The organism is Vampirovibrio chlorellavorus, from assembly GCF_003149375.1.
Classification (GTDB): domain Bacteria; phylum Cyanobacteriota; class Vampirovibrionia; order Vampirovibrionales; family Vampirovibrionaceae; genus Vampirovibrio; species Vampirovibrio chlorellavorus_B.
On the sequence record NZ_QFWH01000005.1, the window covers coordinates 85301 to 106942 of the forward strand.

The window sequence follows — 21642 nt, forward strand, 5'->3', positions numbered from 1 at the left end:
CGGGCATCCTCATGATCGAGGATGTCCGTTTCAGTAATTTCAATGTTTCCGTAATGTCAGTAAACTCGGGCGGGAGAAGTTCTTGGCCCGTAAGCCGCAGTCTGGCCCCTGTAAATCGGGGATGTCTTGCAGGGATGGTTTTTGTATCCTATAAAGGGCAGTGCCAAGGAATAGCAATTGCGGTGTACTTTTTGTTTTTGAGTTGTCAACTCTGATGTGCCCCTGTCCATTTAATGTCCGCTTTGCGGCAGGATGAAAATGAAATTAGTTCTGGTGAGGTATCCGAAGATGAATCGATTGACTGCTTCCCTGGCTGGATTGCTTCTGACCCTGTTCGTGCTGACGGGGCCGGGTTTTGCCAGATCGACCGTGCGCATACCGGCGGAACTGGCCGGCACACAGCAGGTGATGCGCTTATTGCGCACTGTCAACGTCCCTCGCACGGAGCAAAAGGCCCGACAAGGGGCGGTGGATATACTGGAATTCAAGGGGCAGCTTTACAATCAGAAGCCATTGCTGCGTCCGGGGGTGACGGGACTGAGCGCCAATGGAAATAGCCCCTTGTCGGTGGAGCGTCAAAAACGTTCGCTGCCCCGTTACCGTCGCTTTCCTCAAAAATAGTAGGCAGCCTCGCCCGATTTTTTCAGTTTCATCTTTTTCATCTTTTTTCTATTACACCTTTTGCTCAGGATATGAAAAAACCCCTCAGCAAAGCCAGGAGGGGCTAGGAATGATGTACTGTGACCACGCTAAGATCTGCTGGCCATTCTCTTAGTTTCAAAGAAAATGGCGCATGAAGCTAAAGGGTTTAATCAAACGCTGTCCTTTTCCACGGCTAAATAACCATTTCAAACGTAAAATCCGGGGTCATGAAAAAAGTCTTGACCTTGGTCGGTCACAGACTTTGAACACTGCTTATTGTATGCAAAATGGCCGGTAATCATACCTAACCAGTTGGGTAGTTTCTGGGTGTGTTTCTGGTGGCAAGGGACACTTGCCACGCCGATTATTTTGGTGTGCGTCCATCATGACGGTTTTGAATGCGACGGTTTTGCATGCGGATGAATGGGCCCCTGTCTGGGGGGAGGCGTTTGGTCAGCCAGGGTGTCCGGCTTGATCCTGTTGGATCAAAATTGGCTCAAAAGAGGGCTTAAGCCGTTGGCTCCAAGATTATCCGTTTGACGGACGGGTTGTTCGGAGGGTCTTGTGTACGCTTTGTGGACAATGTCGGTGCTTCAGGTTCTCAGGGGCTCCTCTTGCGTGTGGCTGGCCTCCCGGGTTTTGTCACTGGCGGAGACGGGATGGTGAATGGTCACCGGTTTACGACTGCGTTCCAACACCTGAGTGCTGGTGCTGCCCATGAACAGTTTGGTCAAACCGGTGCGCCCGTGTGAGCCCAGCACGATTTGATCGGCGTTGATGTCATCCGCGTATCGGCAAATCTGATCCACGGTGTCACCCAGCGCGTAATCCGAACTGGCCACCGTGCAGTGCTGCCGCTCCAGGTAGTTTCTGGCTTTGCGCAGCAGGGCGGTGGCTTCCACGATGTCAAATTCCACCGTATTCAGGTCTGGCAGGACAGGTATGACAAACAGCAAATGGTATTCGGTGCTTTGCGGGTTAAAGGTTTGCACCACCCACTCCAGCGTATGATTGGAACAGGCAGAACCATCAATGGGCAGCAGAATCCTCATGGTCAGTCTCTCTCCTCCTCATTATTCACAGTTCACACTCATCATCAGGGGCTGGCTTTGGCGATTGCCGACCAGAGCGGCCTGTGGGCTGCCCGGTTGGTCTCCTGCCCCGGGAGGTCCGTTGTTTTTGGCGGCGCAGCAGTGCTTTCCTGCAGCGAAAGCGCGCAAGCGGGTCCAGAAGCACCAGCGGTAAGTCCAGACTGTTCATGCGGTAGTCGTAGGCATTTTGATGCAGGCGCTTCAGGCTGGCCAGCAAGGACAGAATTTCGCATTGGTAAAGCGCAGCCAGATCGATCACCGATGGGATCTGAATGGAGGGCGGATAGCCGCGGCCAAAGCATTGAATCAGCTTTTCCAGCCGCCATGCCACCACATCCGCCTTGACCGGTCGGGTTTGCGAGGCGGTTTTGGATCGTAGACTGTTGTTGAGCAACGAGCAATCCAGCAGAGACGGAGAGACCATCAGGAGCCTCCTTTTTTCACGTATCTCCTGACGAGAGGCTGGGGAATTGCCTATTATTATAGTCTTTTGCCTGTTACTTTGGATTGCTCGTTTGGCTAGGTCGTATCAGGGTGGATAGGCCTGTGGCCAAGCGTTTAACCGGCGGCGCACTGTACGCCGGAATCCACGCCGTTGCCCGCGCCGCAGATCCCTTCCGCTTTGTAGTCGGTGAGATTGCTGATGATGTTTTCAGCCATGCTGCTGGTAGGCGCGTTGTAATCGGCAATATTGTAGGCCGCGATGTTGGTCAGGTCGCTGACCGAGAGGATCTGCTCCGATAAGATCTGCACTACATTGCGCAGTACCGGATCGTTCAATGCCCCGGTTCGCTCGGCGGAGGCGAACAGTTTCTGGAAGGCGGCGATCTCCGGGCAGGCGGTCGGATCGGTGAGGGGATCTGTCACCGCGTTGGGGTCCATAGAGGCGTTGTCATACCCAATTAGCGATGTAATGCCATCCAGGGTGTAAAATTTTCCGTTGAATTCAAACATACTGGCGCTGAACTCTGATGGCCTTCTGGAGTTCAGAGCCACGGTTTCAATGGCTTTTTGAATCTCGGCAATGCGGTGGCCCTGGTTGGATAGCGCTATCAGGGTGTTGAATTCAGACTGGCTTATAGCGCCTTTCTCAAGCAGTTGTTGGGCTATGGACTTGAGGGTATTGGCCAGTGAATGCGTGGTTCCATTGGCCCCTGCGGTGAGGATTGAGGTGGAAAGATCCTGGGGATGATCGGGCAGTCGGATGGTGGTTCCATTCGACAGGGTGATTTGAATCTCTCCCGGTTGCAGCGGAGCCCCGGTTACCCCGCCCGTGGGAGAGGATGGGGTGCTGGTTCCGCCGGTGGTTTGCGCCGGTTTGGAGCCCAGCATATTTTTAAACAGGGTAGAGACGTTATCGCCAAGATTGGCCAAAGCGACGCAGGAGGCCCCCAGCACAATGGCCGCAATCAGGCCGTACTCGCTCAAGGCATTTCCTGCCAGCGGGCGGCCCAGTCTGGTTTTAGCGGAGCGATTCGACATCGGGTTTTCTTCCTTTGCCTTGTGGCGACCTGGTTGTTGCCTGATCGAGGGGGAGGGGCGTCTTTGTTTTTGGCGGTCTCTTTTCCTGATTTCGACTTATTGGTGGTAAATCTACAGTATTTTTCATTCTTTTTTACATTTCTTTTCATTTGCCGGGTTCCCACTCCCTTGCGAATGATGGGCCTTACCGGGAGCCCAGACACTGCCAGCGCCTGCTCCAGGGGATAAAAAGGCGTCTTTATTTCAGAGGTTATTTATTGTAGATATAGGTACTTGTTCTCACTGTCGTCTCATTGTATTGCTTGTATGAAGGCCGTAATACGGAGGGGTTCTCTTATGTATGGAGCAGGATTTTCCGGAATTCAATGTCCACTGCCAGGAATGAGCCGAGCCATGCGGCCACGGAGTATTGAGGAGCGTTACCCTGACTGGCCCACAACCGCGCCCTTGCCACTGGGTTCCCCGGAGGAGAAGGAGGCGCGTTGTAGCACCCTGCTTCGGCAGAAGTTGCAATCGCTGTGGCAGGCGCTAAACCGTCGTCTTTCGGCGATGGGTCTTAAAAAGAAGGCGTCTGTAACGGAGCTGATGTTGCTGCCCCTGGGGCCAGCCTCCCGGAAGCCCGTTTCTCGGAACGCAAACCCGCTTCGTTTTGGCGCGCCCACTCTGTACAAAACCCGGCAGATTCCCATTCCCCAGCGTATTAATCTTGAAAAAAAAGTGGCGGTGGTCGATGAGTCCAACGGGCATGAGCTGGAGTTGTCCCAATATGGCAATTTAAGTGAGCATGGGGCTTTTTGGCTGAAAAACGTAATCGGCCTGACTCTGGGTACTTTGGGCCGGTCCCGTGCCCCGCAAAGAATTGGCAACACTGTGCCAGTAACCTTTTATGCGCTGGATCTCGATGTTCCTTACGCCATCCGGCATACGGACACAGGAGAGGCCATTGCGGAGTATCTGTTGCAGGAGGCCATGCAGCAAGCCCGCAAGGCCAATTTACGCTTGCTAATCAAGCCGGAATCCGCCCAGCAAAGAAAAGACTACAAGCAATTGGGATTCGTCTCGCTGGAGAAAGCCTTGCAACGCTATGTCCCTCGGGATCAATCCAATCGCCCGCCCAGGGACATGCAAGGCTGGCTGGCCTACGACGGTTTTTTAGTGGGTTACCCTAGGGAGCGAATCGCTTCAGTACAATCGCTGTAAAATCAGCCATCCAGCGCAGTTGCAGGGCATCCAGTCCAGTCAGGGGCTGCCCGGAAATCACCCGTTTGGCCAGTTTTGGAGTGCGGCGCGCCTGTCTCAAGTCATCCAGCGAATCGCTCACACGGCTGGGATCTTCTCGCAGGGGCTTGCCGCTTTTCAGGGTGTGGGCAATGCGTTTTTGGGTTTGCCGGGTTTGAATCAGCGATAAAAATTGTTCCCGCTCCAGTTGCAGCAGGTCGTTTTCAGAGACGGGCCGGGCGCTACTGGTTTGTCCGCCGGTTAATACCTCAGCCAGGGCGTCGGCCACCACCACATCGTGCCAGGTGGCATCCCCTTTGGCATAGAAATCATCAATGGCCATTCGCAGGGCCGCCTTGCCACTGGGCCCAGGCAAGCGATAGGTGCCGGGCTTGGGCGGCTGGTAATTGGGGACCAGCGAAAGCGCTTTGGCCTTGGCATCGGCCAGCACCCGATCCGGGTTCATACTGATGCCGTCTGTCGGGTTACCCCACAGCTTGCTTTGGGCGTCCTGCGCCGAAGTGGACACGGCCAACTGGGGCATGAGAATGGCCTGAAAGGCTTTGCGCACCGGGGGGATCACCCCACCTTTGCGGTTTGCTTCTTCCTGACACCGGGCCAGATAGCGAGCGCAGCCCCCCCAACCGGGGATGAGTCCCACGCCGCTTTCCACGAGCCCCATGTAGGTTTCGGCGTTGAGTTGCAGGGCATCGCAATGCAGCAAAATTTCGCAGCCGCCGCCAATGGCCATGCCGTTGGGGGCCCCCACCACCGGGAAGGGGGCATAGCGCAGGGCGCTGAACACGCTTTGCCCCTGGTACACCAATAGCTCCACGGCCTTATACAGCCCCGCCCCAAACAGTTGACCCAAGCCGGTTTTCCGCATGAACGGATGGCGAATGAGCTGAAAGCCAGCGTCGATGAGGCCCAGATTGGCCCCCAACGAGAAGTTTTTTTCCGCGTTATAAATGACCATGGCCTTGTAGCGGCTGGCATTGTCGCTCATGAATCGCACGCTGTCATTGATCACGTGCAGCACGGACGGGTCCAGGGTGTTCATTTTGGAATGAAATTCCAGACAGGTCACCCCATCGCCCAAATCCCACAGGCTGGCGGAATGATGGTGGGCTAAAACGTTTCGGCTGTGCTTGATTTCCCCAAAGTTCAGGCAGCCCGGTTGATCCGGTAAGGGAGCGTAGTCGGCCTGCTGGCGCTCAAAATCAAACACCAGCCGGGATAGTTTGCCGTCCATCGTTTTGTAAAACGGGCGATTTTCAGCCAGTTTCAGGACCGGCGGCAGCGCAATGCCATCGGCTTGTACCCGCTGACAAAACCAGTCCACCCCCACCTGATCAATTTGCTCAAAGGGTCCCCAGTGGGCGTTGTACCCACCCCGCAGGGCGGCGTCCACATCGGCAATATCATCGGCGATTTCGGGAATCAGCGTGGCCGCATACAGCAGGGTATCCCGCACCACCACCCAGGCGAAGCGCCCATAGCGATCGTCCGTTTCAAACATGGCTTTGGGGCCCTGCTTACGAGCGGCTTTTACGCAGGCCAGCCTGGGTTTTTCCACCGGATAATAGTCCCCGTCGCTCAGGCGCACGGCCAATTTTTGTTTGCTGCCGTCCGGGTTTTTTCGCATCCGGTAAAATCCGCCGTGGGGGGCGTTGCGTCCTGTACAGCCCGCTTTCAGCAAATTCCCTACCAGGCTTAGCCCTTTTTCATGATCAAATTTGCGGAAGGCGTCATCGGCGGGCAGGGTTTTCAGCAGGCTTTCCGTCACCAGCGGAATAATGCCGATGCCCACCAGATCCAGCAGACCGAATATGCCCTCCTTGGGGTAGCCGATGGGCTTGCCCAGAATGGCGTCCACCCTTTCAATGGGCATGTCCTGCTCAATGGCCTCCGTAATGGCCCGAAACATGAAGTAAATGCCGATGCGATTGGCCAGAAAGGCCGGGGTATCTTTGCAGATAATCACGTTTTTACCCAGATGCACATCGCCGAAGGCTTGCATTCTCGGGGCAATGTCCGCATCGGTGTCCGGGCCGCTGACGATTTCCAGCAGGTGCATAAAGCGAGGCGGGTTGAAAAAATGGGTGATGATAAAGCGTTTTCTAAAGGCCTCCGAGCGTCCTTCAATGAGCGTTTCCAGCGGAATGGTGGAGGTGTTGGAGGCGATTACCGCCGTAGGTTTGCACAGGGTTTCCAGTCGGGCGTAAAGGGCCCGTTTGATGTCCAGATTCTCGATGATCACTTCCACTACCCAGTCGGCCTCGGCCACCGCTTCGGCCAGATGATCCTCCAGATTGCCGGGGGTAATGCGTTTGGCATTGTCCGGGTGCATGAAGCCAGCGTTCAGTGGATCGGTTGCCGGGGTGGCTTTCAGCATGCGCTGGATGGCGTTGTTGGCGATGGCGTTTCGGGCAGCTGTATCTCCACTGGGGGCATTGGGCGGCACAATATCCAGCAGATACACCTGCACTCCGGCGTTGGCTAGTTGGGCGGCAATACCGGAACCCATGGCTCCCGCGCCCAGAACCGCCGCTTTTCGAATGAACGGTGTTTCCGCCATAGCCAGTCCTATCCTTTCAGTGATTTGTTGTGAGCTGCGCATTCTAGCTGATGTTGGGGTTTTCCAGCACGATAGCCACCCCCTGGCCGCCGCCGATACACATGGCGGCTAAGCCGTAGCGTTGGCCGGTGCGTTGCAGCAGTCGGGCTACCTTACCGGTAATGCGGGCCCCGGAGGCTCCCAGTGGATGACCCAAGGCAATGGCCCCGCCATCCCGATTGAGTTTGTTTGCATCCACCGCTAAACCCAGCCGATCCAGTTCCTGCAAGACGGCCAGAGTCTGTACGGCGAAGGCCTCGTTCAACTCCACCACGCCGATGTCTTGCATGCTTAATCCGGCGCGTTGTAGCGCTTTCTGGATGGCATTGACCGGGCCAATGCCCATAATTTCCGGTTCGCAGCCAGACCCGGCAAAGGCCTTGATGCGGGCCAAAATTGGCAGTTGATGTTCTTGGGCGTATTCCTGAGAGGCCAGCACCACCAGCGAGGCCCCATCAGTATGCGGAGAGGAGGTTCCGGCGGTCACTGTGCCATCCTGCAAAAAGGCCGGTTTCAGCTTTTGCAACTGCTCCAGCGAGCTATCGGGGCGCACGCTGTCATCCAAGGACAACCCTGCCAGAGGCATGATTTCATCGTCAAAATGCCCTTGCTGTTGGGCTTGGGCCGCTTTTTGATGGGACTGCAAGGCAAAGGCTTCCTGAGCGGCCCGGTCAATCTGGAATTGGGCGGCCAGATTCTCGGCGGTGATGCCCATGTTCATAAAGCCTTTGGCGTTGCCCCCATAGACTTTGGGGTTGAGCATGGGGTTCCACCCGGCCATGGGAATGCGGCTGATGGACTGCACCCCGGCGCACAGCATGACTTCTGCTTCTCCGGCCCCGATGGCGTTTTTGGCATCGGCGATAATGTGCATGGACGATCCACAAAAACGATCCACACTGATCCCGCCTACGCTGTGCGGCAACCCGGCCTCCGGGTTCAGCACAATCATGCGGGCCAGATTCAGCCCTTGCTCGGCCTCCTGATGCACACAGCCCAGCAGCAGGGCTTCCACATGATTGGGATTGATACCGGTGCGTTTGAGGCTTTCGGCAATGAGGGCGGCCACCATGTCATCCGGTAATAAACTGGCGAACTTTCCCTGTTTGGGGCTGCCGGAGGTGGGTTCCACGGCCTTGGCAAAGGGGGTGCGCAAATAATCGACAATGACGGCCTGCTTCATGATGCCTGCTCCATATCCAGCCCTTCGTTGATATCGGTAATCACGTGTTCTCCGTGCGGAAATTCAGTCAGCTTTTCCCGTTCCTGCATGGCCCGCCAGTCGGGCTTGCCCACCGGGGTTTTGGGAAGTTCGAACGGGACAAATTCCACGTGCCGGGGTAGCTCAATGCGGCTGAGGTATTCGCCCAGAAAGTCTTTCAGCTGTTGGGCGTTCAGGTGCTGGCCGTGCTTGAGTCGGACGAAAGCCTTGGCCGCCTCCCCGGATCGAGGATCGGGCACACTGATGACCATACACTCGGCCACCGCCGGATGCCGGGCAATGGCCTGCTCCAGCTGGGTGGGGTAGACGTTAAAGCCATTCACCAGAATCAGGCGCTTTTTGCGGTCCACGATGTGCAGATAATGATCAGCATCCAGATACCCCAAATCACCGGTGAAGAACCAGCCGTTTCTCAGGCTCTGCTCGGTTTCCTCCGGGCGTTGATAGTAGCCTTTCATCACCTGTGGGCCGCTGATGCAGATTTCTCCCACTTCGCCCATGGCCAGCACCCGATCCGGATCCTGGGGATCCACGATTTGAATGCGGGTTTGGGGCAGGGGCAGTCCAATGGATTCCGGTTTGTTGATGCCAAAGGGCGGATTGGCCGCCGCCACCGGGGCCGTTTCCGTGAGTCCGTAGCCCTGCTTAATCAGTCCCGGCTTGCCGGTCACCTGCTCAAAGGCCTGATGGACAGCCAGGGGAATGGCCGCCCCCCCGGAGATGACCGTTTGCAGACTGCTGAGGTCATATTGGCGCAGTTTGGGATGCTCACAAATGGCCTGAAGCAGCCGGGGAACCGCCGGGAACAGGGTGGGCTTTTTCTCGTGAATGGTCTTCAGGGTTTCCGTAATGTTACGCGGATCAGGCAGGATGATCAGCTCCGCGCCCATTTTCAGGCTGGAGAGCATGGCCACGGTCAGCCCGAAAATATGGAAGTAGGGGATGGTGGCCAACACCCGCTCTTGTCCCGGCCGGAGCAAGGCTTCACACTGGGGTTTGTTGGCGGAGAAGCCAAAGAACTCCTCAATCTGGCAAATATTGGCTACCAGATTGGCATGCGTCAGCATGGCCCCTTTGGGCGTGCCAGTGGTCCCGCCGGTATACTGCAACAAGGCCACATCCTGGGGATCAATAGGCACGGGCTGTAGCTTGTGCTTGCTGTGGATGAGATCCCGAAAGCCCAGTCGCAGGCCGGAGGCGGAAACTCCCGCTCCGACTTCCTGATCGCCTTTGCCCGCTTTGCCGCTTTTTTCCCATGCGTCCGCGCGGACAATGTGCGAACTGCGGAACAGCCGGTAAGCGTGTGACTTGAAGAAGGGCAGCACCGCTTCCATTTTGCATACGATCATTCGGGACAGCAGACCTTCATCCAGCAGTTGGGCCGTTTTGTTGAAGGCATCCTTCAGATCCAGGGTAATCAGGGTTTTCGTACCGCTGTCCGCCACTTGCTCCCGCAATTCGCTCAGGGTGTGCATGGGGCAGACGTTCACCACCACGGCTCCCACTTTCAGGGCGGCAAAAAACAGGATGGGATAATATGGGGTGTTGGGCATGTACAGGCCGATGCGATCGCCCTTTTGAATGCCCAGACCTTGCAGCCCGGCGGCGGCCCGGTTCACCAGACTGCCCATTTCCCCGTAATCGTACTTTTTACCCAGGGAATCCATGCAGGGCAAATGCCGGTATCGATCCACGGCGGCTTCAAATAATTCGACCAGATTTTGGTTGGGCAGCTCAAGATCCCAGCGGGTTCCCAGTGGATACACCGTCTTTAGCTGGCTCCCGCCGACAAATGCCGTTTTTTTTTCCAGGAGGTTGAAGTGAAGGTCAAAATCATCAACGGCCAAGACCTGTTTTCGTAACACTTCCACCTGCTTGAGCAAGGCCCGTTCCTGGGCGCTGATGATTTTCTGGGCGGCGGCTTCCTCCAGCAAGGTCTCTGGCGTTTGGGCGCTCAGGCGGCCTTCCTTTTTGGCTTGGCGAATGGTGGCTTCCAGCACGTCGGCTTGCACGGCCATGCCCATGCACTGCTCCAGTTGGGCCAGAGGTTCGTGTTCGCTGGTGGGTAAGTAAATGCCCTGAGTGAGTCGATCCCGTAGCATGCCGGGGGTGACCAGCATTTGGGCCAGCTTGCGATCCTGACGGTGGCTGGGCAGCTGAATGCGTCGACCCAGCGGGAAAATGATGGGTCGCAGTAAGGCTCCCAGTATCGGGTTGGGGAAGTTTTGCAACAGGCGATCCATGGCCTCTTCCGCTTGGTGCAGCAAAGTCTGGCAAGCCCAATGCACCAGCGGCCGTTCATCCTGAAGGCGCCCGTGAGCCTGATAGTGCCGTAAGACGGCGGAGGCCATAAACAGGTAGCTCATGGCATCACCCAGCAGGGCGGAAATGCGCTCCTTGCGTTTGACGCTATCACCCAGCAGCATCAGGATGTTATCGGCCAACGTGGCGTAGGCGGCGCTGAGGCGGTTGATGTGCCGGAAGTAATAGGCCTCGGTTTGATCGGCGTTGGGCACCCCGCTGCCGTGTCCGTTGGTCAGACCAAAAATCAGGCTGCGGACCGTGTTTTCCACGCTGTGCCGCACATGTTGGGCCATCAGATCGCTGAACTGGGCCCGGGCCTCCTGTTCATTCTCCAGACGGGCCGCCTCGATTTCCTTGAGCAGGTAGGGATGCGAGCGCACCGAGCCTTGCCCGAAGATGATCATGTTGCGGGTCAGAATATTGGCCCCTTCCACGGTAATGCCGATGGGAATGCCGTGATAGAGGGGGGCGATCAGGTTATCCGGCCCATCACAAATGGCTTTTCCGCCCAGCACGTCCATGCCGTCGTTGACGATTTTGCGCCCGTACTCGGTCATGTGGTACTTCAGGATGGCCGACAAAATGGTGGGATGTTCCCCCCGATCCAGCATTTGCAGGGTGGCGATGCGGCAGGCTTCCATGAGGTAGGTAGTGCCTGCCATGCGGGCCAGTAGCTCTTCCACGCCTTCAAACTGGTTGATGGATACCTTGAATTGCTTGCGAACCCGGCTGTAAGCCCCGGTCAGGCGGCTGACCAGTTTGACCGATCCCACTGACAGGGCGGGCAGGGAAATACAGCGCCCCACCGAGAGGCACTCCATCAGCATGCGCCAGCCTTGCCCGGCGTATTCCCGGCCCCCGATGATTTGATCCAGCGAGATCCACACGTCTTTGCCGTGGGTGGGGCCGTTCATAAAGGGAATGCCCAGCGGGTTGTGACGGCGGCCAATTTCCACGCCCGGGGCGTGGGTGGGGATGAGGGCCAGGGTGATGCCCAGCTCTTTTTTCTGGCCCAGTAGGCAGTCTGGGTCTCGCAGTTTAAAGGCCACCCCCAACAGGGTGGCAATGGGGCTAAGGGTGATGTAGCGTTTGTCCCAGTTCAGCACAATGCCCAGTTGACCATCCCGCTCCGTGACTATGCCGTGGGCGGTCATGCTGGAGGCGTCGGAGCCGGCCTCGGGTTCGGTCAGGGCAAAGGAGGGGATCTCTTCCCCTTTGGCCAAACGGGGCAGGTAATGATTTTTTTGTTCGTCCGTGCCATACCGAATCAGCAACTCCGCCGGGCCCAGCGAATTGGGCACCATGGTGGTCACACAGGCGGTGGTGCTGCGGCTGGCCAGCTTCAAGACCACCTCCGAATGAGCCCGAGCGGAAAAACCCAGTCCGCCATACTCCTTGGGAATGATCATGCCGAAGAAGCCTTTTTCTTTCAAAAAGGCCCAGGCCTCGGGCGGTAAGTCATACAGTTCCGTCCTGATTTTCCAGTCATCCAGCAGGGCGCACAGTTGTTCCACCGGCCCATCCAGAAAGGCCTGCTCGATTTCGTTCAGGTGCGGTTTGGGCAGATCCAGCAGCTTGCGCCAGTCCGGGTGCCCACTCAGGATTTCTCGCTCAAAGCCCACGGAGCCGGAGGCCAGCGCCTCTTTTTCGGTATCGGAGATCTTGGCCTTCCGGGTGCCCTGAAAGGCCTGATCCCGCAGGGGGGCCATGACCGTGTACACCAGCAGTTTGTAGAAGGCGTGGATGGGCGAAAGATTGCTAGGCATGATGGCACTTCCCACTTTCATGTTAGTCAGGTCGTGTGCTGAATCGGGTTTGGCGTAAGACTCGTTTGTTTTTGGAGAGGCAGGCGTGGCTGAGTCCTGGCATCCCATGCCCCATCAGCCATCCGTTTTCAAAAATCCAAAAAGATGAATCCAACATGTTTAGTCGGTCCCCTTCCCCAAAACTTTAGGCCTTCTGCTGTTTGAGATTGAAATCTCCCAGCTTTTCCCCAAAATGGAAACGATTTGTCTCAGCCGTTACACGACGTTAAAGCGCATGACGTTTGTTTTTGGGCTTTGTTTTACAGAGTCTGGCCAGCGCTTTATATTTCTTTACAAAGAAAGCCGGATCCGGGGATTTTGCTCCCCAGCCAGTGCTGCTGTTTGCATGGTTTTCTCACTTCGGAAAAGTCAAAACGACGCTTGCGGTGCCCTTTGCCCCGGCGCTAGGTCAACAATGTGGATAAACCGGCCAGCCACGGGGAGCGACCCACCCGATTTTTCCCTTTTAAGACCCCGGCCACCAGATCATCGGCGGTTTCCGGCGGGCTGAGCTTGACTTTGCGATCCAGCCGTTTGGCCAGTTCCGCCTGCAGGTGAGAGGGAGCCCGCTGTGGAAAGACCAGACTCATAGAGAGAGCCGATTTCTGTTGCTTGAAGGCTCGGGCCTGCGCTTCGCACCAGGTCCACAGGGCCCCCTGACTGGCGCTGAAGGGGCCCAATCCGGGCAAGCCGAGCCGCCCATTTTGCCCCAGATAGACCCCCACACAGCCTGCCTCCTGTTGTTCCATTCGGGCGCAGGCTTCTTGCAGGAACCGGGTGGATTGCACCACGTTGACCCGCAACATGCGCTCAAAGTCCTCATCGTAAATACCCACGCAATGAAACACCGCTTGCGGCGCTGGCACCTCGCTCAGGATACTGGGCCAGTCCTCAGATTCCAGATCAAAGGGCTGCCAAAACAGACTTTTTTGCTGGGCCATGGCCCACTCCGGCAGATCTTTGGGCTCCTGCCGACTGAGGGCGATGACCTGCCAGTTCAGGCGCAGCAGAGTCATAACCGTTTTGCGGCCCCAGTATCCACTGGCTCCGCTGACCCAGGCGATTCCCGGATTGTGATAAAGATTTGGCTTGGTTGGCATAAACAGGCAAACTCATGTTGGGGTTATCAGGAATTTATTGGCGGACTAACTATTGGCGTACTAGGGTGCCCACGGCGAAAAAGTCATTGCGTTCCAGTTTCTCCAGCGTCCAGCCATGCGCTTTGGCCCAGTCGGCCAACTGCTCGGCGGGACGAGGCACCAGTTCCCAGCGCTGCTGATGCAGATCGACCATGGTTTCCTTCAGCAGACGCAAATCAGGGTGATGCTCCTGAATGGTGAATACCCAGCGGGCCCCCGGCTGAGTGATTCTGGAGCCGTTTTCCAGCACTTTCAGGATCTCTTCCTCTTTCACCAGAATGTCAAAAAAACCGGAGCTGACCAGAATATCAGCCTGCTGGCAGGCCAGTTCGTTCGCCTCAAAGGCATTGCTTTGCTGGAAGCTGATATCGGTTCGTCCCAGTGTTTGGGCCTTTTGCTGGCCCTGGGCTACCGCTTCCGGGGCGAAATCTCCGGCGATGATTTGGGCTTGGTTGGGCGGCAGGGCAAACAGATACGAGCCAACGCCCGCAGCGAAATCAAACACAACAGGGTTAGCATAACGGGTTAAAGCCTCCTCCAGTTGGCCAATCAGCAGAGTCCGGCGGGAGCGCACCCCGTCCCACACCGGGTGAGAAATGAATTGACGATCCACCCAAACGCCCAGGGGCGTGGTGCCTCGGGGCTGGTTTTCGTAAATGTACTCCAGCATGACCCCGGAGTCAAAGCCGGTGCGCCAGCCCAGCCGAATGCCTTCACTCAGGCGACCGACGGTTTGCAACAGGATGCGGGTGAGCCGATATTTCAAGGTTTAGTCCTCTGAAAAAATCTTTTAAAAAATTCCTGAATCGGGGCCCCGCCGTTAGAGGGCCGTATAACTCTCTGCCAGCCATTGAGTCACGGTTTTAAGCTGTCCCATGGGGTTAAAGACATGGGGAGACAGCCGCACGTAATCGCCCCGCTGGGTGACGATAATTTTGCGACTTTGGGCGTTTTTCACCAGTAGTTCCGCCCGCCCCGGCCCCGGATCGATGGACACAATGCCGGACCAGCGCTTGGGGCAGGAAACCACGTGCCAGCCCATATCCAGCAGACGCTCATGCAGGTAGTTGCGGCGCTGTTTGACTTTTTCCGTAATGCTTTCCCAGCCGACTTTGGAAAAATAATCCAGATTACTCTCCAGTCGGGCCAGGGCCGCCTGACTGATCCAGCCGCATTCCCAGGCCCGGGCGGTCTCCAGCAATCCCGAGTCTACTTTGCCCGTTTCTTTCAGGCTCAGCCAGTTGGGAAACGGCGGCTGTAACTGCTTCAGCACCCGGGGGCTCAGCACCAAAATGGCCAGACCGGTGCCGGAGACCAGCCATTTTTGGGTGCCCGCGCACCAGAAATCAATATCCGGGTGCCAGCTGGGCAGCACCCCCGCCGATTGAATGGCGTCTACGCAGGTCCAGATGCTCCGGGCCTGCGCTTGCAGAATCACCTCTCGCCAGGGTTGCTCGATGCCGGTGGCGTAATTGACGCTGGAGATGCTAACCATGCGGGTGCGGCTGGGCCAGGACTCCTGCCAGTTGTCCACGGCCACCGGGTTCACCCCGAAGCGGGCCAGTTTTTCCCAGGGCAGCACGTTGGCCGGAAAATCGTGGGGGTTGTAAAGCACCCCATCGCCCGGTTGCCAGTTCAGGCTGTAAGCGGCGCTGTACAAGGCCATGCTGGTAGAGGGCACAAAGGCCACCTGATCGGCGTGGCAGCCCAGCCAGTGGGCCACTTTATCCCGCAAGCGTTCCGCCTGGGCAAACCACTGGGGCAGGCGGACATTACCGAACAGTTCCGGGGCCAGCAGGCCGTTCAGGTAAGCGCCGAAGCGTAACGGGGCCATACCCGCGTAGTTCATGTAAATCATTGGGGAGAGCCCGTTGTTTGGGAGGAAGCCGCACTCAGATCCAGACCGTAAATTTCCCGAATGGAACGATAAACCCGCAGGCCAATGGTCAGGGCGCACCCGGCGCACATCAGGGGAACCAATGTCGGCCAGACGTTTACCTTAAAAAGGGCCAGCAGGCAGCCCAGCATTAAAATGGCCAGGCGATCGGTTTGCCCACAGGGGCCCACGGACTGGGTGGAGCCCCCGGCGGCCAGCCCTAGCAATCCGAATACTTGCACCCAGCCGGTCAGGATGATCAGGGGCAGTATCCAGTGCATGGGGGCATGCGGGTACAGGGCCAATACAATCAGGACGTCGGTGAACTCGCCGGGCAGGCGGTTCAGGTAGCCGCCGATGTGCGTTTTTTTATCGAACTCTTCGGCCACCAGCCCGTCCAGGGTATTGATGATCATGCGTCCGGCAATGCTCAGCAGGGCCCCCAGCCACTCGCCCTCAAACAAAAACACGGCAGCCAGCAGTCCCGGTCCCAACCCGGCGATGGAAAGCAAATTGGGGGAGAGTTTGCCAATGCCCGGGAGGGTGCGTAGCACCTTGCGTAACAGGTACTTGGTCTGGTACAAGCCCAAATCGGGCTTGATGACGGGATCGGCGGGGGCTTGCTTACTCATGCGGGTACAACTCTCGTTCCAGTTTCTCTATTAAACAGTCTATGTCATGCCCTTGAAAAGGCTCATAAAAAGTAACTTTTAAACGACGAAAGGGACGCCACAGAGGGGCATGGCTGGGCCAGGCCGCATCGGCCCCTTCCAGTCGGGCGGGCAGAATCTGCCAGCCTTCTTTCAGCAGTATCTTCAATAATCCGGCCTGTATGCTTGTAGAATGCCGACTGCCACTGGGATAAAACAGCAACCAGCCCCGCTCCAGATTTTTGAGGTGCTGATACCAGGCCCGCACGGCGGTCCAGTGAAGTCGATCAAAGGCTACGGCCTGACAGAGCAGGGAAGCGGCCATGGCTTTGGGGGCGTTGTTGAAAAAGTAATCCTGAGCGGCCAGCACCACGGTTTGTTGTCTGCGGGCGTAGGGCAGGGCGGCCAACAGGGTGGCCGTATCCAGGTGGGATTGATGGTTGGCCACAATGGCCAGCCGATCGCTGTCTGGCAAGCGCCCCACCACGCTTAAGGGGAATTGGGTACGAATGAACAATACACTCAGCCAGCTGCCCAGCCAGCGCAAAAAGTCCCAGCTTAAATCGGGGACGCGGGGATAGTTCCCCAGCCGTTGCCGCAGGGGTTGCCCAAAGTCCCGGGTGCGCTGATACTCAAATTTCACAACGGGGCCCCCGGTCGGTGGATGAGGGGTTCGGGCCGCAGGGGTGGGCCATGCTCGGTTTGCTTCAGGATGACCCGCCGCACGGCGTGGGTGACCGGATTGGGGGTCTCCACCCGATAGCGGTCCGTCACGCTGGCTTCCCGAACGTTCCCCATTAGCAGCCAAACCCGGAATGAAAGTAACGGGCCATGTGGAAAAACAGGGGCGACACCCACACCAGACTGTCCACCCGATCCAGAATGCCCCCGTGACCGGGTAACAGGGTGCCGAAGTCCTTCACTCCCAAATCCCGTTTGAAGGTGGACATGACCAAATCGCCCATCTGGCCGCCAAAACTGACCGCAAATCCGGCCATGGCCACCAGCCACCATTCAAAATGCGGAAACGCGATGGGCCAGTTCAAAAAGGCGATAACCATACTACTGAGCAGTGCCAGCACGGAGCCTTCAATAGTCTTTTTGGGGGAGATGGCCGTAAAATGGGTTTTGCCGAAGAGCTTGCCCCACAAAAAGCACATGGCGTCGTTGAACTGGGTAAAAATCAGCACAAACAGCAGATAGCCCAACCCGTATTCGGAACGCACCAGAAAGCCCAGATGCCCTAAAAACCACCCAAAATAAACCAGCCCCACCACGGACAGGGCCATATTCTGGATGGCGTTTTCAAAACGATTCTGGAAGACGGGAATGGTGCTCAGGGCCACCACCCCCCAGATGGGGGCCACCATAAACAGGCCGTAATCGTTGATCATGGCACAGACGGCCATGGCGATCATGACAACATAGACGGTCAGGCAATGCGCTTTTTGTGCGTACAGTCCGGTGCCTTTGGCGAATTCCTTGAAGCCGTAAATGGAAATCAGCAGCACGGTGAGAATCCAGAACACCGGGCCCAGCCACAGGGGCAGCATCAGCAGAGGGATCATGATGGCCCAGGTCAGGTAGGGCTTTTTGGCCACTTCCAGCGGTTTTAACCAGATGAAGGCCCCCAGAATGGCATACAGGGATAGCACCAGCGCCGTGTAAAAGGCCAGTACGTTAAAGTGAGGGTTTCCCACGGTCAGGGTTTCCAAAAACGGCCACATCTGTGCGGTGCTTTCCTTTATGGTGCTTTCCAGGCCGGTAACCACTACGACGAAGGCAAAATGCCACAGGGCGAGAGCGGTATTTGCCTGCCAGCGCAAACGGCCCTCACCTGCCTCTACAGATTTTATTATACGCCCTGAGGGGTTCGGCTGTCTCAATGCACTGTGGCGCCGGGCAAAGCGGTTTGCAAACTACTGAAGACAATACTAAAGGGGGGCGATATAGCCGATGATGCGGGGATCGCCCACCGGGTAACGGTTGCGCTGCACCATGCCGCCGGGGGCGTTCCCGGATCGGGTGCCCTCGTTGCCGCCAATGGTGGTGAAACTCTGGTCTGGCAGAAGGCTTTCCACAATGGCGGTGTGATCAAAACCGGATACGCCAAAGCGAAAGATGGCGATGTCGCCCGGTTCCGGGAACGGCTTGAGGCGTTGGTGGGTCAGCCCCCAGTCATAAATATCTCGCACCAGCGAGGTGTGCCCCCAGGGAGAGCCCCCGGCCCAGTTCAGCACGGTGGATACGAAATCGGCGCACCAGGCCTGATCTTTCCCCATACTGTAGGTGTTGTTGACGTAATCCCTGGCTTCCGCCTTGCTGATGCCCAACTGGGAGCGGGCCACGTCCACAATTTTCATGCGGTTAAGCGGGGTGGCCTGATAGGAAACCGGAGGCGGGCCAAAGGTGGGGGGGACGTCTGGTCTGGGGCTGTAGGGGCTGATGGGGCCGGTATAGGCCAACTGGGGCGGTGGAGACGCCGGGCGGCCAAACATGCGATGAAAAAAACGACTGGCCCGTCCGGGCGCTTCCGGGGCATAAACCCGCAGGACGTGGTTGGTGCCTCGTCCCAGGCTGATATTCAGTTTATCCGCCTGCGGCGACTCAATGACCAGTCGCACGGTGGTGGCATCAAACTGCCCCAGCCGGATGGTGGTGTAGGGCATGGGGCCTAAATTGCCACTGGGCAGTTGAATGGCTTTCTCCGGGAGCAGGCTTTGATCGATATCCACCACCAGCCGGGTGGGACTGGCCAGTACAAAACGGTTTTTAACCAGTAGCTGAGTGCCGGGCGGGCTGATTAGCCGTAATTCGTCGTTCACCAGCTGCACGCTGGCAATGGTGTTGGGTGGTGGGGAGGGTTGAGTATTTCCCGGTAACGCCTGCATGGGCGGTCCCTGCAATGCCTGAATGGCCGGGCTGGCATCGGGAAGCTGGGCAGGCACCGGTGGGGGGGTCGCCTGAGCCTCTCCGCAAAGGATGACTGCCAAAGCCAGCAGTCCCAATAGATGAATCGGCTTTGGGCAGCGCTGGCTGCACCCATGCGTCGGGACGTTCATCTGGACTCTCTTTGTTCCGGTTGTGGTTACAGTAACTCAATGATTCGGGCTGAATTTTTCAGGCTGATTTTGATTGTAGCGGAAATTCCTGGGCTTGGGGGGAGGATTCATTCACTTCAGCGCAGCCATTCAGACAAATTATTCAGAGCGCTGTTGAGGGTGGAAGGTGGCTCCACCCATACAGGGGCGGGTGCTGGTTTTTAAATACTGATTTCCAAAACGCAAGAAAAAGAGCCGAGGGCTGAAACGGGGGATGGGACTGTTTTTCTGTACATTCCCCTGAGACTGCCGGAATGCGATTTATTAAAGCAGTCTGAAAAATGTAACGATTATTTACAGTTTTTTCAATTTTTATCAATTATTTGAATGGATTGCGTAATATACACTATGACTTTAACAATTTAGTTCAAGGTTTTGAACTGCCATGCCTCTTGTTTGCGGGCATGGCTTTTTCTTTTTCTCATAGGGAATGGCTGGCAAGCCTGATAAAATAGGCCCAATTCTGTTGACTGGCGAGGGACTGTGCCATGGAAATGCGCGTATTGGGAAACACCGATGTGAAGGTCAGCGTGATTGCCCTGGGCACCATGACCTGGGGTCAGCAGAACACGGAAGCGGAAGCCCACGCCCAAATGGATTTCGCCCTGGAGCGGGGGGTGAACTTCTGGGATACGGCGGAAGTGTACCCGGTGCCCATTCGGGGGGAAACCTACGGCATTACCGAAACCTGTATTGGCACCTGGCTGGCCTCCCGCCGCTGCCGGGATAAAATCGTGTTGGCCTCCAAAGTGGCCGGCCCCACCCAGCGGCTGACCTATATTCGGGATGGCAACCTGCGCTTTGATCGAAAGAATATGGAAAAAGCCCTGCATGATAGCCTGAAGCGTCTGCAGACGGATTACCTGGATCTGTATCAACTCCACTGGCCGGAGCGCAGCACCAACTTTTTCGGGCAATTGGGCTATAAACATCAACCGGACGAAACCTTCACCCCGGTGGCGGAAACCTTGTCTGTGCTGCAGGAATTTGTGCAGGCGGGCAAAGTGCGGGCAATCGGTTTGTCCAACGAAACCCCCTGGGGCGTGGCCCAGTTTTTAAAAGTGGCCGAGCAGTTGAATCTGCCCCGGGTGGTCAGCATCCAGAACCCTTACAGCTTGTTGAACCGCACCTTTGAAATCGGTCTGGCGGAAATGGCCATTCGGGAGCAGGTGGGTCTGTTGGCCTATTCTCCCATGGCCTTTGGCCTGCTTAGCGGGAAGTATCGAAACGGGCAAACACCGGCTGGTTCCCGCATGGCCCTGTTTGGCGATTACTTTGATCGTTATTCCAACCCGCAAGCCCTGTCCGCCGCCGATGCCTACATTGAGCTGGCTGAGAAACACGGCCTGAGTCCGGCCCGGATGTGTCTGGCCTTCGTCAATCAGCAGCCCTTTGTGACCAGCAACATCATCGGAGCCACCAGTCTGGCCCAGTTGCAGGAGAACATCGACAGCGCTGAACTGACCTTATCGCCTGCGTTGCTGGCCGAGATCGAGGCCATTCACACCCGCTACCCCAACCCGTCCCCTTAACCCAAAGCGTTGGCCTTGGCTAACAGCGCTCCCGGCGGTGGACAGCGGCAGGCTCCTGGGCCGCTATTCCGGCGGGGAGACGGACTGCAACAGGCAGTCTTTTTCCAGGAAAGGGGGCACCCCCGGGTCGCTCAAGGTGCGGCGATTACTGTTAAAGACCGTATTTTTCACCGCCTGAACCTGCAAGGCCAGCTTCTGGGCGGCGGCCATTTCGTTGCGCTCACTGAGAATTTGCACCGCCCGGGCCAGTTGACGATAAGCCTCATCCTGAAAGTTCAACTCACTGAGAACCAGCCCCAGGTTGTAACGGCTCTGGTAGCTATCGGGGCGCAACTGAAGGGCCTTACAGTATGTTTTGGCCGCAGCGGTGCCATCCCCCAGATTTTGATAGGCCACACCTAAATTAAACTGAGTCTGGAATTGCCCAGCATCCAACTTTAGTGACTCCTGAAAATAATAACGGGCTTGGGTATGAAGCCACTTTCGCACCGACTCCCGAGTTTCCTGAGGATTTTCCGCCGCCGTTTTGTAAACGCCCCCCAGAGTGGCCAGCAGACGGGGGTTATGGGGATAGCGCTTCAAAGATTGACGCAATTCGGTAATACTCTCATTAACCCGACTGGGCTGCTGCTTGAGTAAATTGGCCAACCCAATCCGGGCCTCCAGATGTTCGGGGTCCTGCCGCAAAATCCCTCGATACAGTGCTTCCGCCGGAGCGGGCTGATTGTTTTTCAGGTACCACCATGCCAGTCGCATGCTAATTTCCACGTTATCCGGGTATTGCTTGTGACCAGCCTCGTACAGTTCGATGCCTTGTTCCCAGTTGTGGGCCGCCAAAGCCTTTTGGGCCGCCCGCTCAATTTCGTTGGCCCGACCGTAGCTCAACAGGGCCTTAAAGTTGAAGGCCACCGTAGCCACAATCCCCAAAAACAACAAAAAACTGATGACGCGATAAAACATATC

Annotated in this window: 18 protein-coding genes; 3 read left to right on the top strand and 15 right to left on the bottom strand. The window is 56.9% G+C overall.

The genetic code is table 11. The features are described from left to right. Positions 1 to 288: 288 nt before the first annotated feature. Entirely contained in the window at positions 289 to 621 is a 333-nt protein-coding gene (locus tag DF283_RS07935; RefSeq protein ID WP_303674222.1) for a hypothetical protein, read from the top strand. A gap of 614 nt (positions 622 to 1235) precedes the next feature. Here the strand turns inward: DF283_RS07935 and DF283_RS07940 are convergent. The 3 genes from DF283_RS07940 to DF283_RS07950 form a co-directional block, all read right to left on the bottom strand. Continuing rightward, positions 1236 to 1694 carry a universal stress protein gene (locus DF283_RS07940; protein WP_303674223.1) on the bottom strand — a complete coding sequence of 153 codons (459 nt, stop codon included), beginning with the start codon at positions 1692 to 1694 and terminating at the stop codon, positions 1236 to 1238. A gap of 25 nt (positions 1695 to 1719) precedes the next feature. Then, on the bottom strand, positions 1720 to 2157 hold the full coding sequence (locus DF283_RS07945; RefSeq protein ID WP_303674224.1) for a hypothetical protein: 438 nt from the start codon (positions 2155 to 2157) through the stop codon (positions 1720 to 1722). Positions 2158 to 2291: 134 nt separating this feature from the next. Further along, complete coding sequence (locus DF283_RS07950) at positions 2292 to 3215, bottom strand: hypothetical protein (RefSeq protein WP_303674225.1); 924 nt, start codon at positions 3213 to 3215, stop codon at positions 2292 to 2294. Positions 3216 to 3608: 393 nt separating this feature from the next. On the opposite strand from DF283_RS07950, the gene DF283_RS07955 reads away from it, so the two are divergent. After that, positions 3609 to 4415, top strand: a complete 807-nt coding sequence (locus tag DF283_RS07955; protein WP_303674226.1) for a hypothetical protein — start codon at positions 3609 to 3611, stop codon at positions 4413 to 4415. Here DF283_RS07955 and DF283_RS07960 read toward each other — a convergent pair. From DF283_RS07960 to DF283_RS08010, 11 genes are all read right to left on the bottom strand, one after another. Beyond that, positions 4381 to 7011: a 3-hydroxyacyl-CoA dehydrogenase/enoyl-CoA hydratase family protein gene (locus DF283_RS07960; protein ID WP_303674227.1), complete on the bottom strand. Its 2631-nt coding sequence runs from the start codon at positions 7009 to 7011 to the stop codon at positions 4381 to 4383. The genes DF283_RS07955 and DF283_RS07960 overlap by 35 nt on opposite strands. 43 nt (positions 7012 to 7054) lie before the next feature. Then, positions 7055 to 8233 carry a thiolase family protein gene (locus tag DF283_RS07965; protein WP_303674228.1) on the bottom strand — a complete coding sequence of 393 codons (1179 nt, stop codon included), beginning with the start codon at positions 8231 to 8233 and terminating at the stop codon, positions 7055 to 7057. After that, complete coding sequence (locus DF283_RS07970; protein WP_303674229.1) at positions 8230 to 12342, bottom strand: acyl-CoA dehydrogenase; 4113 nt, start codon at positions 12340 to 12342, stop codon at positions 8230 to 8232. Before DF283_RS07970 ends, DF283_RS07965 begins: the two co-directional genes overlap by 4 nt. 443 nt (positions 12343 to 12785) lie before the next feature. Beyond that, positions 12786 to 13481 carry an SDR family NAD(P)-dependent oxidoreductase gene (locus DF283_RS07975; RefSeq protein ID WP_303674230.1) on the bottom strand — a complete coding sequence of 232 codons (696 nt, stop codon included), beginning with the start codon at positions 13479 to 13481 and terminating at the stop codon, positions 12786 to 12788. A 49-nt stretch (positions 13482 to 13530) separates the two neighbouring features. After that, complete coding sequence (locus tag DF283_RS07980; RefSeq protein WP_303674231.1) at positions 13531 to 14286, bottom strand: class I SAM-dependent methyltransferase family protein; 756 nt, start codon at positions 14284 to 14286, stop codon at positions 13531 to 13533. Positions 14287 to 14340: 54 nt separating this feature from the next. Further along, positions 14341 to 15378, bottom strand: a complete 1038-nt coding sequence (locus DF283_RS07985) for an aminotransferase class V-fold PLP-dependent enzyme (protein ID WP_303674232.1) — start codon at positions 15376 to 15378, stop codon at positions 14341 to 14343. Then, positions 15375 to 16028: a CDP-alcohol phosphatidyltransferase family protein gene (locus DF283_RS07990; RefSeq protein ID WP_303674233.1), complete on the bottom strand. Its 654-nt coding sequence runs from the start codon at positions 16026 to 16028 to the stop codon at positions 15375 to 15377. The genes DF283_RS07985 and DF283_RS07990 overlap by 4 nt, the downstream gene beginning before the upstream one ends. After that, positions 16021 to 16689: a lysophospholipid acyltransferase family protein gene (locus DF283_RS07995; RefSeq protein WP_303674234.1), complete on the bottom strand. Its 669-nt coding sequence runs from the start codon at positions 16687 to 16689 to the stop codon at positions 16021 to 16023. The genes DF283_RS07990 and DF283_RS07995 overlap by 8 nt, the downstream gene beginning before the upstream one ends. Next, positions 16686 to 16844 carry a hypothetical protein gene (locus DF283_RS08000; RefSeq protein ID WP_303674235.1) on the bottom strand — a complete coding sequence of 53 codons (159 nt, stop codon included), beginning with the start codon at positions 16842 to 16844 and terminating at the stop codon, positions 16686 to 16688. Before DF283_RS08000 ends, DF283_RS07995 begins: the two co-directional genes overlap by 4 nt. Beyond that, a complete protein-coding gene (locus DF283_RS08005) occupies positions 16844 to 17872 on the bottom strand; it encodes a phosphatidate cytidylyltransferase (protein WP_303674236.1) in 1029 nt (342 codons plus the stop codon). Before DF283_RS08005 ends, DF283_RS08000 begins: the two co-directional genes overlap by 1 nt. 108 nt (positions 17873 to 17980) lie before the next feature. Continuing rightward, positions 17981 to 19108 (bottom strand): CHAP domain-containing protein, encoded by a 1128-nt coding sequence (locus tag DF283_RS08010; RefSeq protein ID WP_303674237.1) that lies wholly within the window; start codon positions 19106 to 19108, stop codon positions 17981 to 17983. Between the two features lie 527 nt (positions 19109 to 19635). Here DF283_RS08010 and DF283_RS08015 point away from each other — a divergent pair. Beyond that, the gene (locus DF283_RS08015) at positions 19636 to 20679 is read left to right on the top strand and encodes an NADP(H)-dependent aldo-keto reductase (RefSeq protein WP_443083005.1); all 1044 of its coding nucleotides are present in this window, start codon (positions 19636 to 19638) and stop codon (positions 20677 to 20679) included. 63 nt (positions 20680 to 20742) lie between these two features. Here DF283_RS08015 and DF283_RS08020 read toward each other — a convergent pair whose 3' ends face one another. Beyond that, the gene (locus tag DF283_RS08020; RefSeq protein ID WP_303674239.1) at positions 20743 to 21639 is read right to left on the bottom strand and encodes a tetratricopeptide repeat protein; all 897 of its coding nucleotides are present in this window, start codon (positions 21637 to 21639) and stop codon (positions 20743 to 20745) included. Between the last annotated feature and the right edge of the window lie 3 nt (positions 21640 to 21642).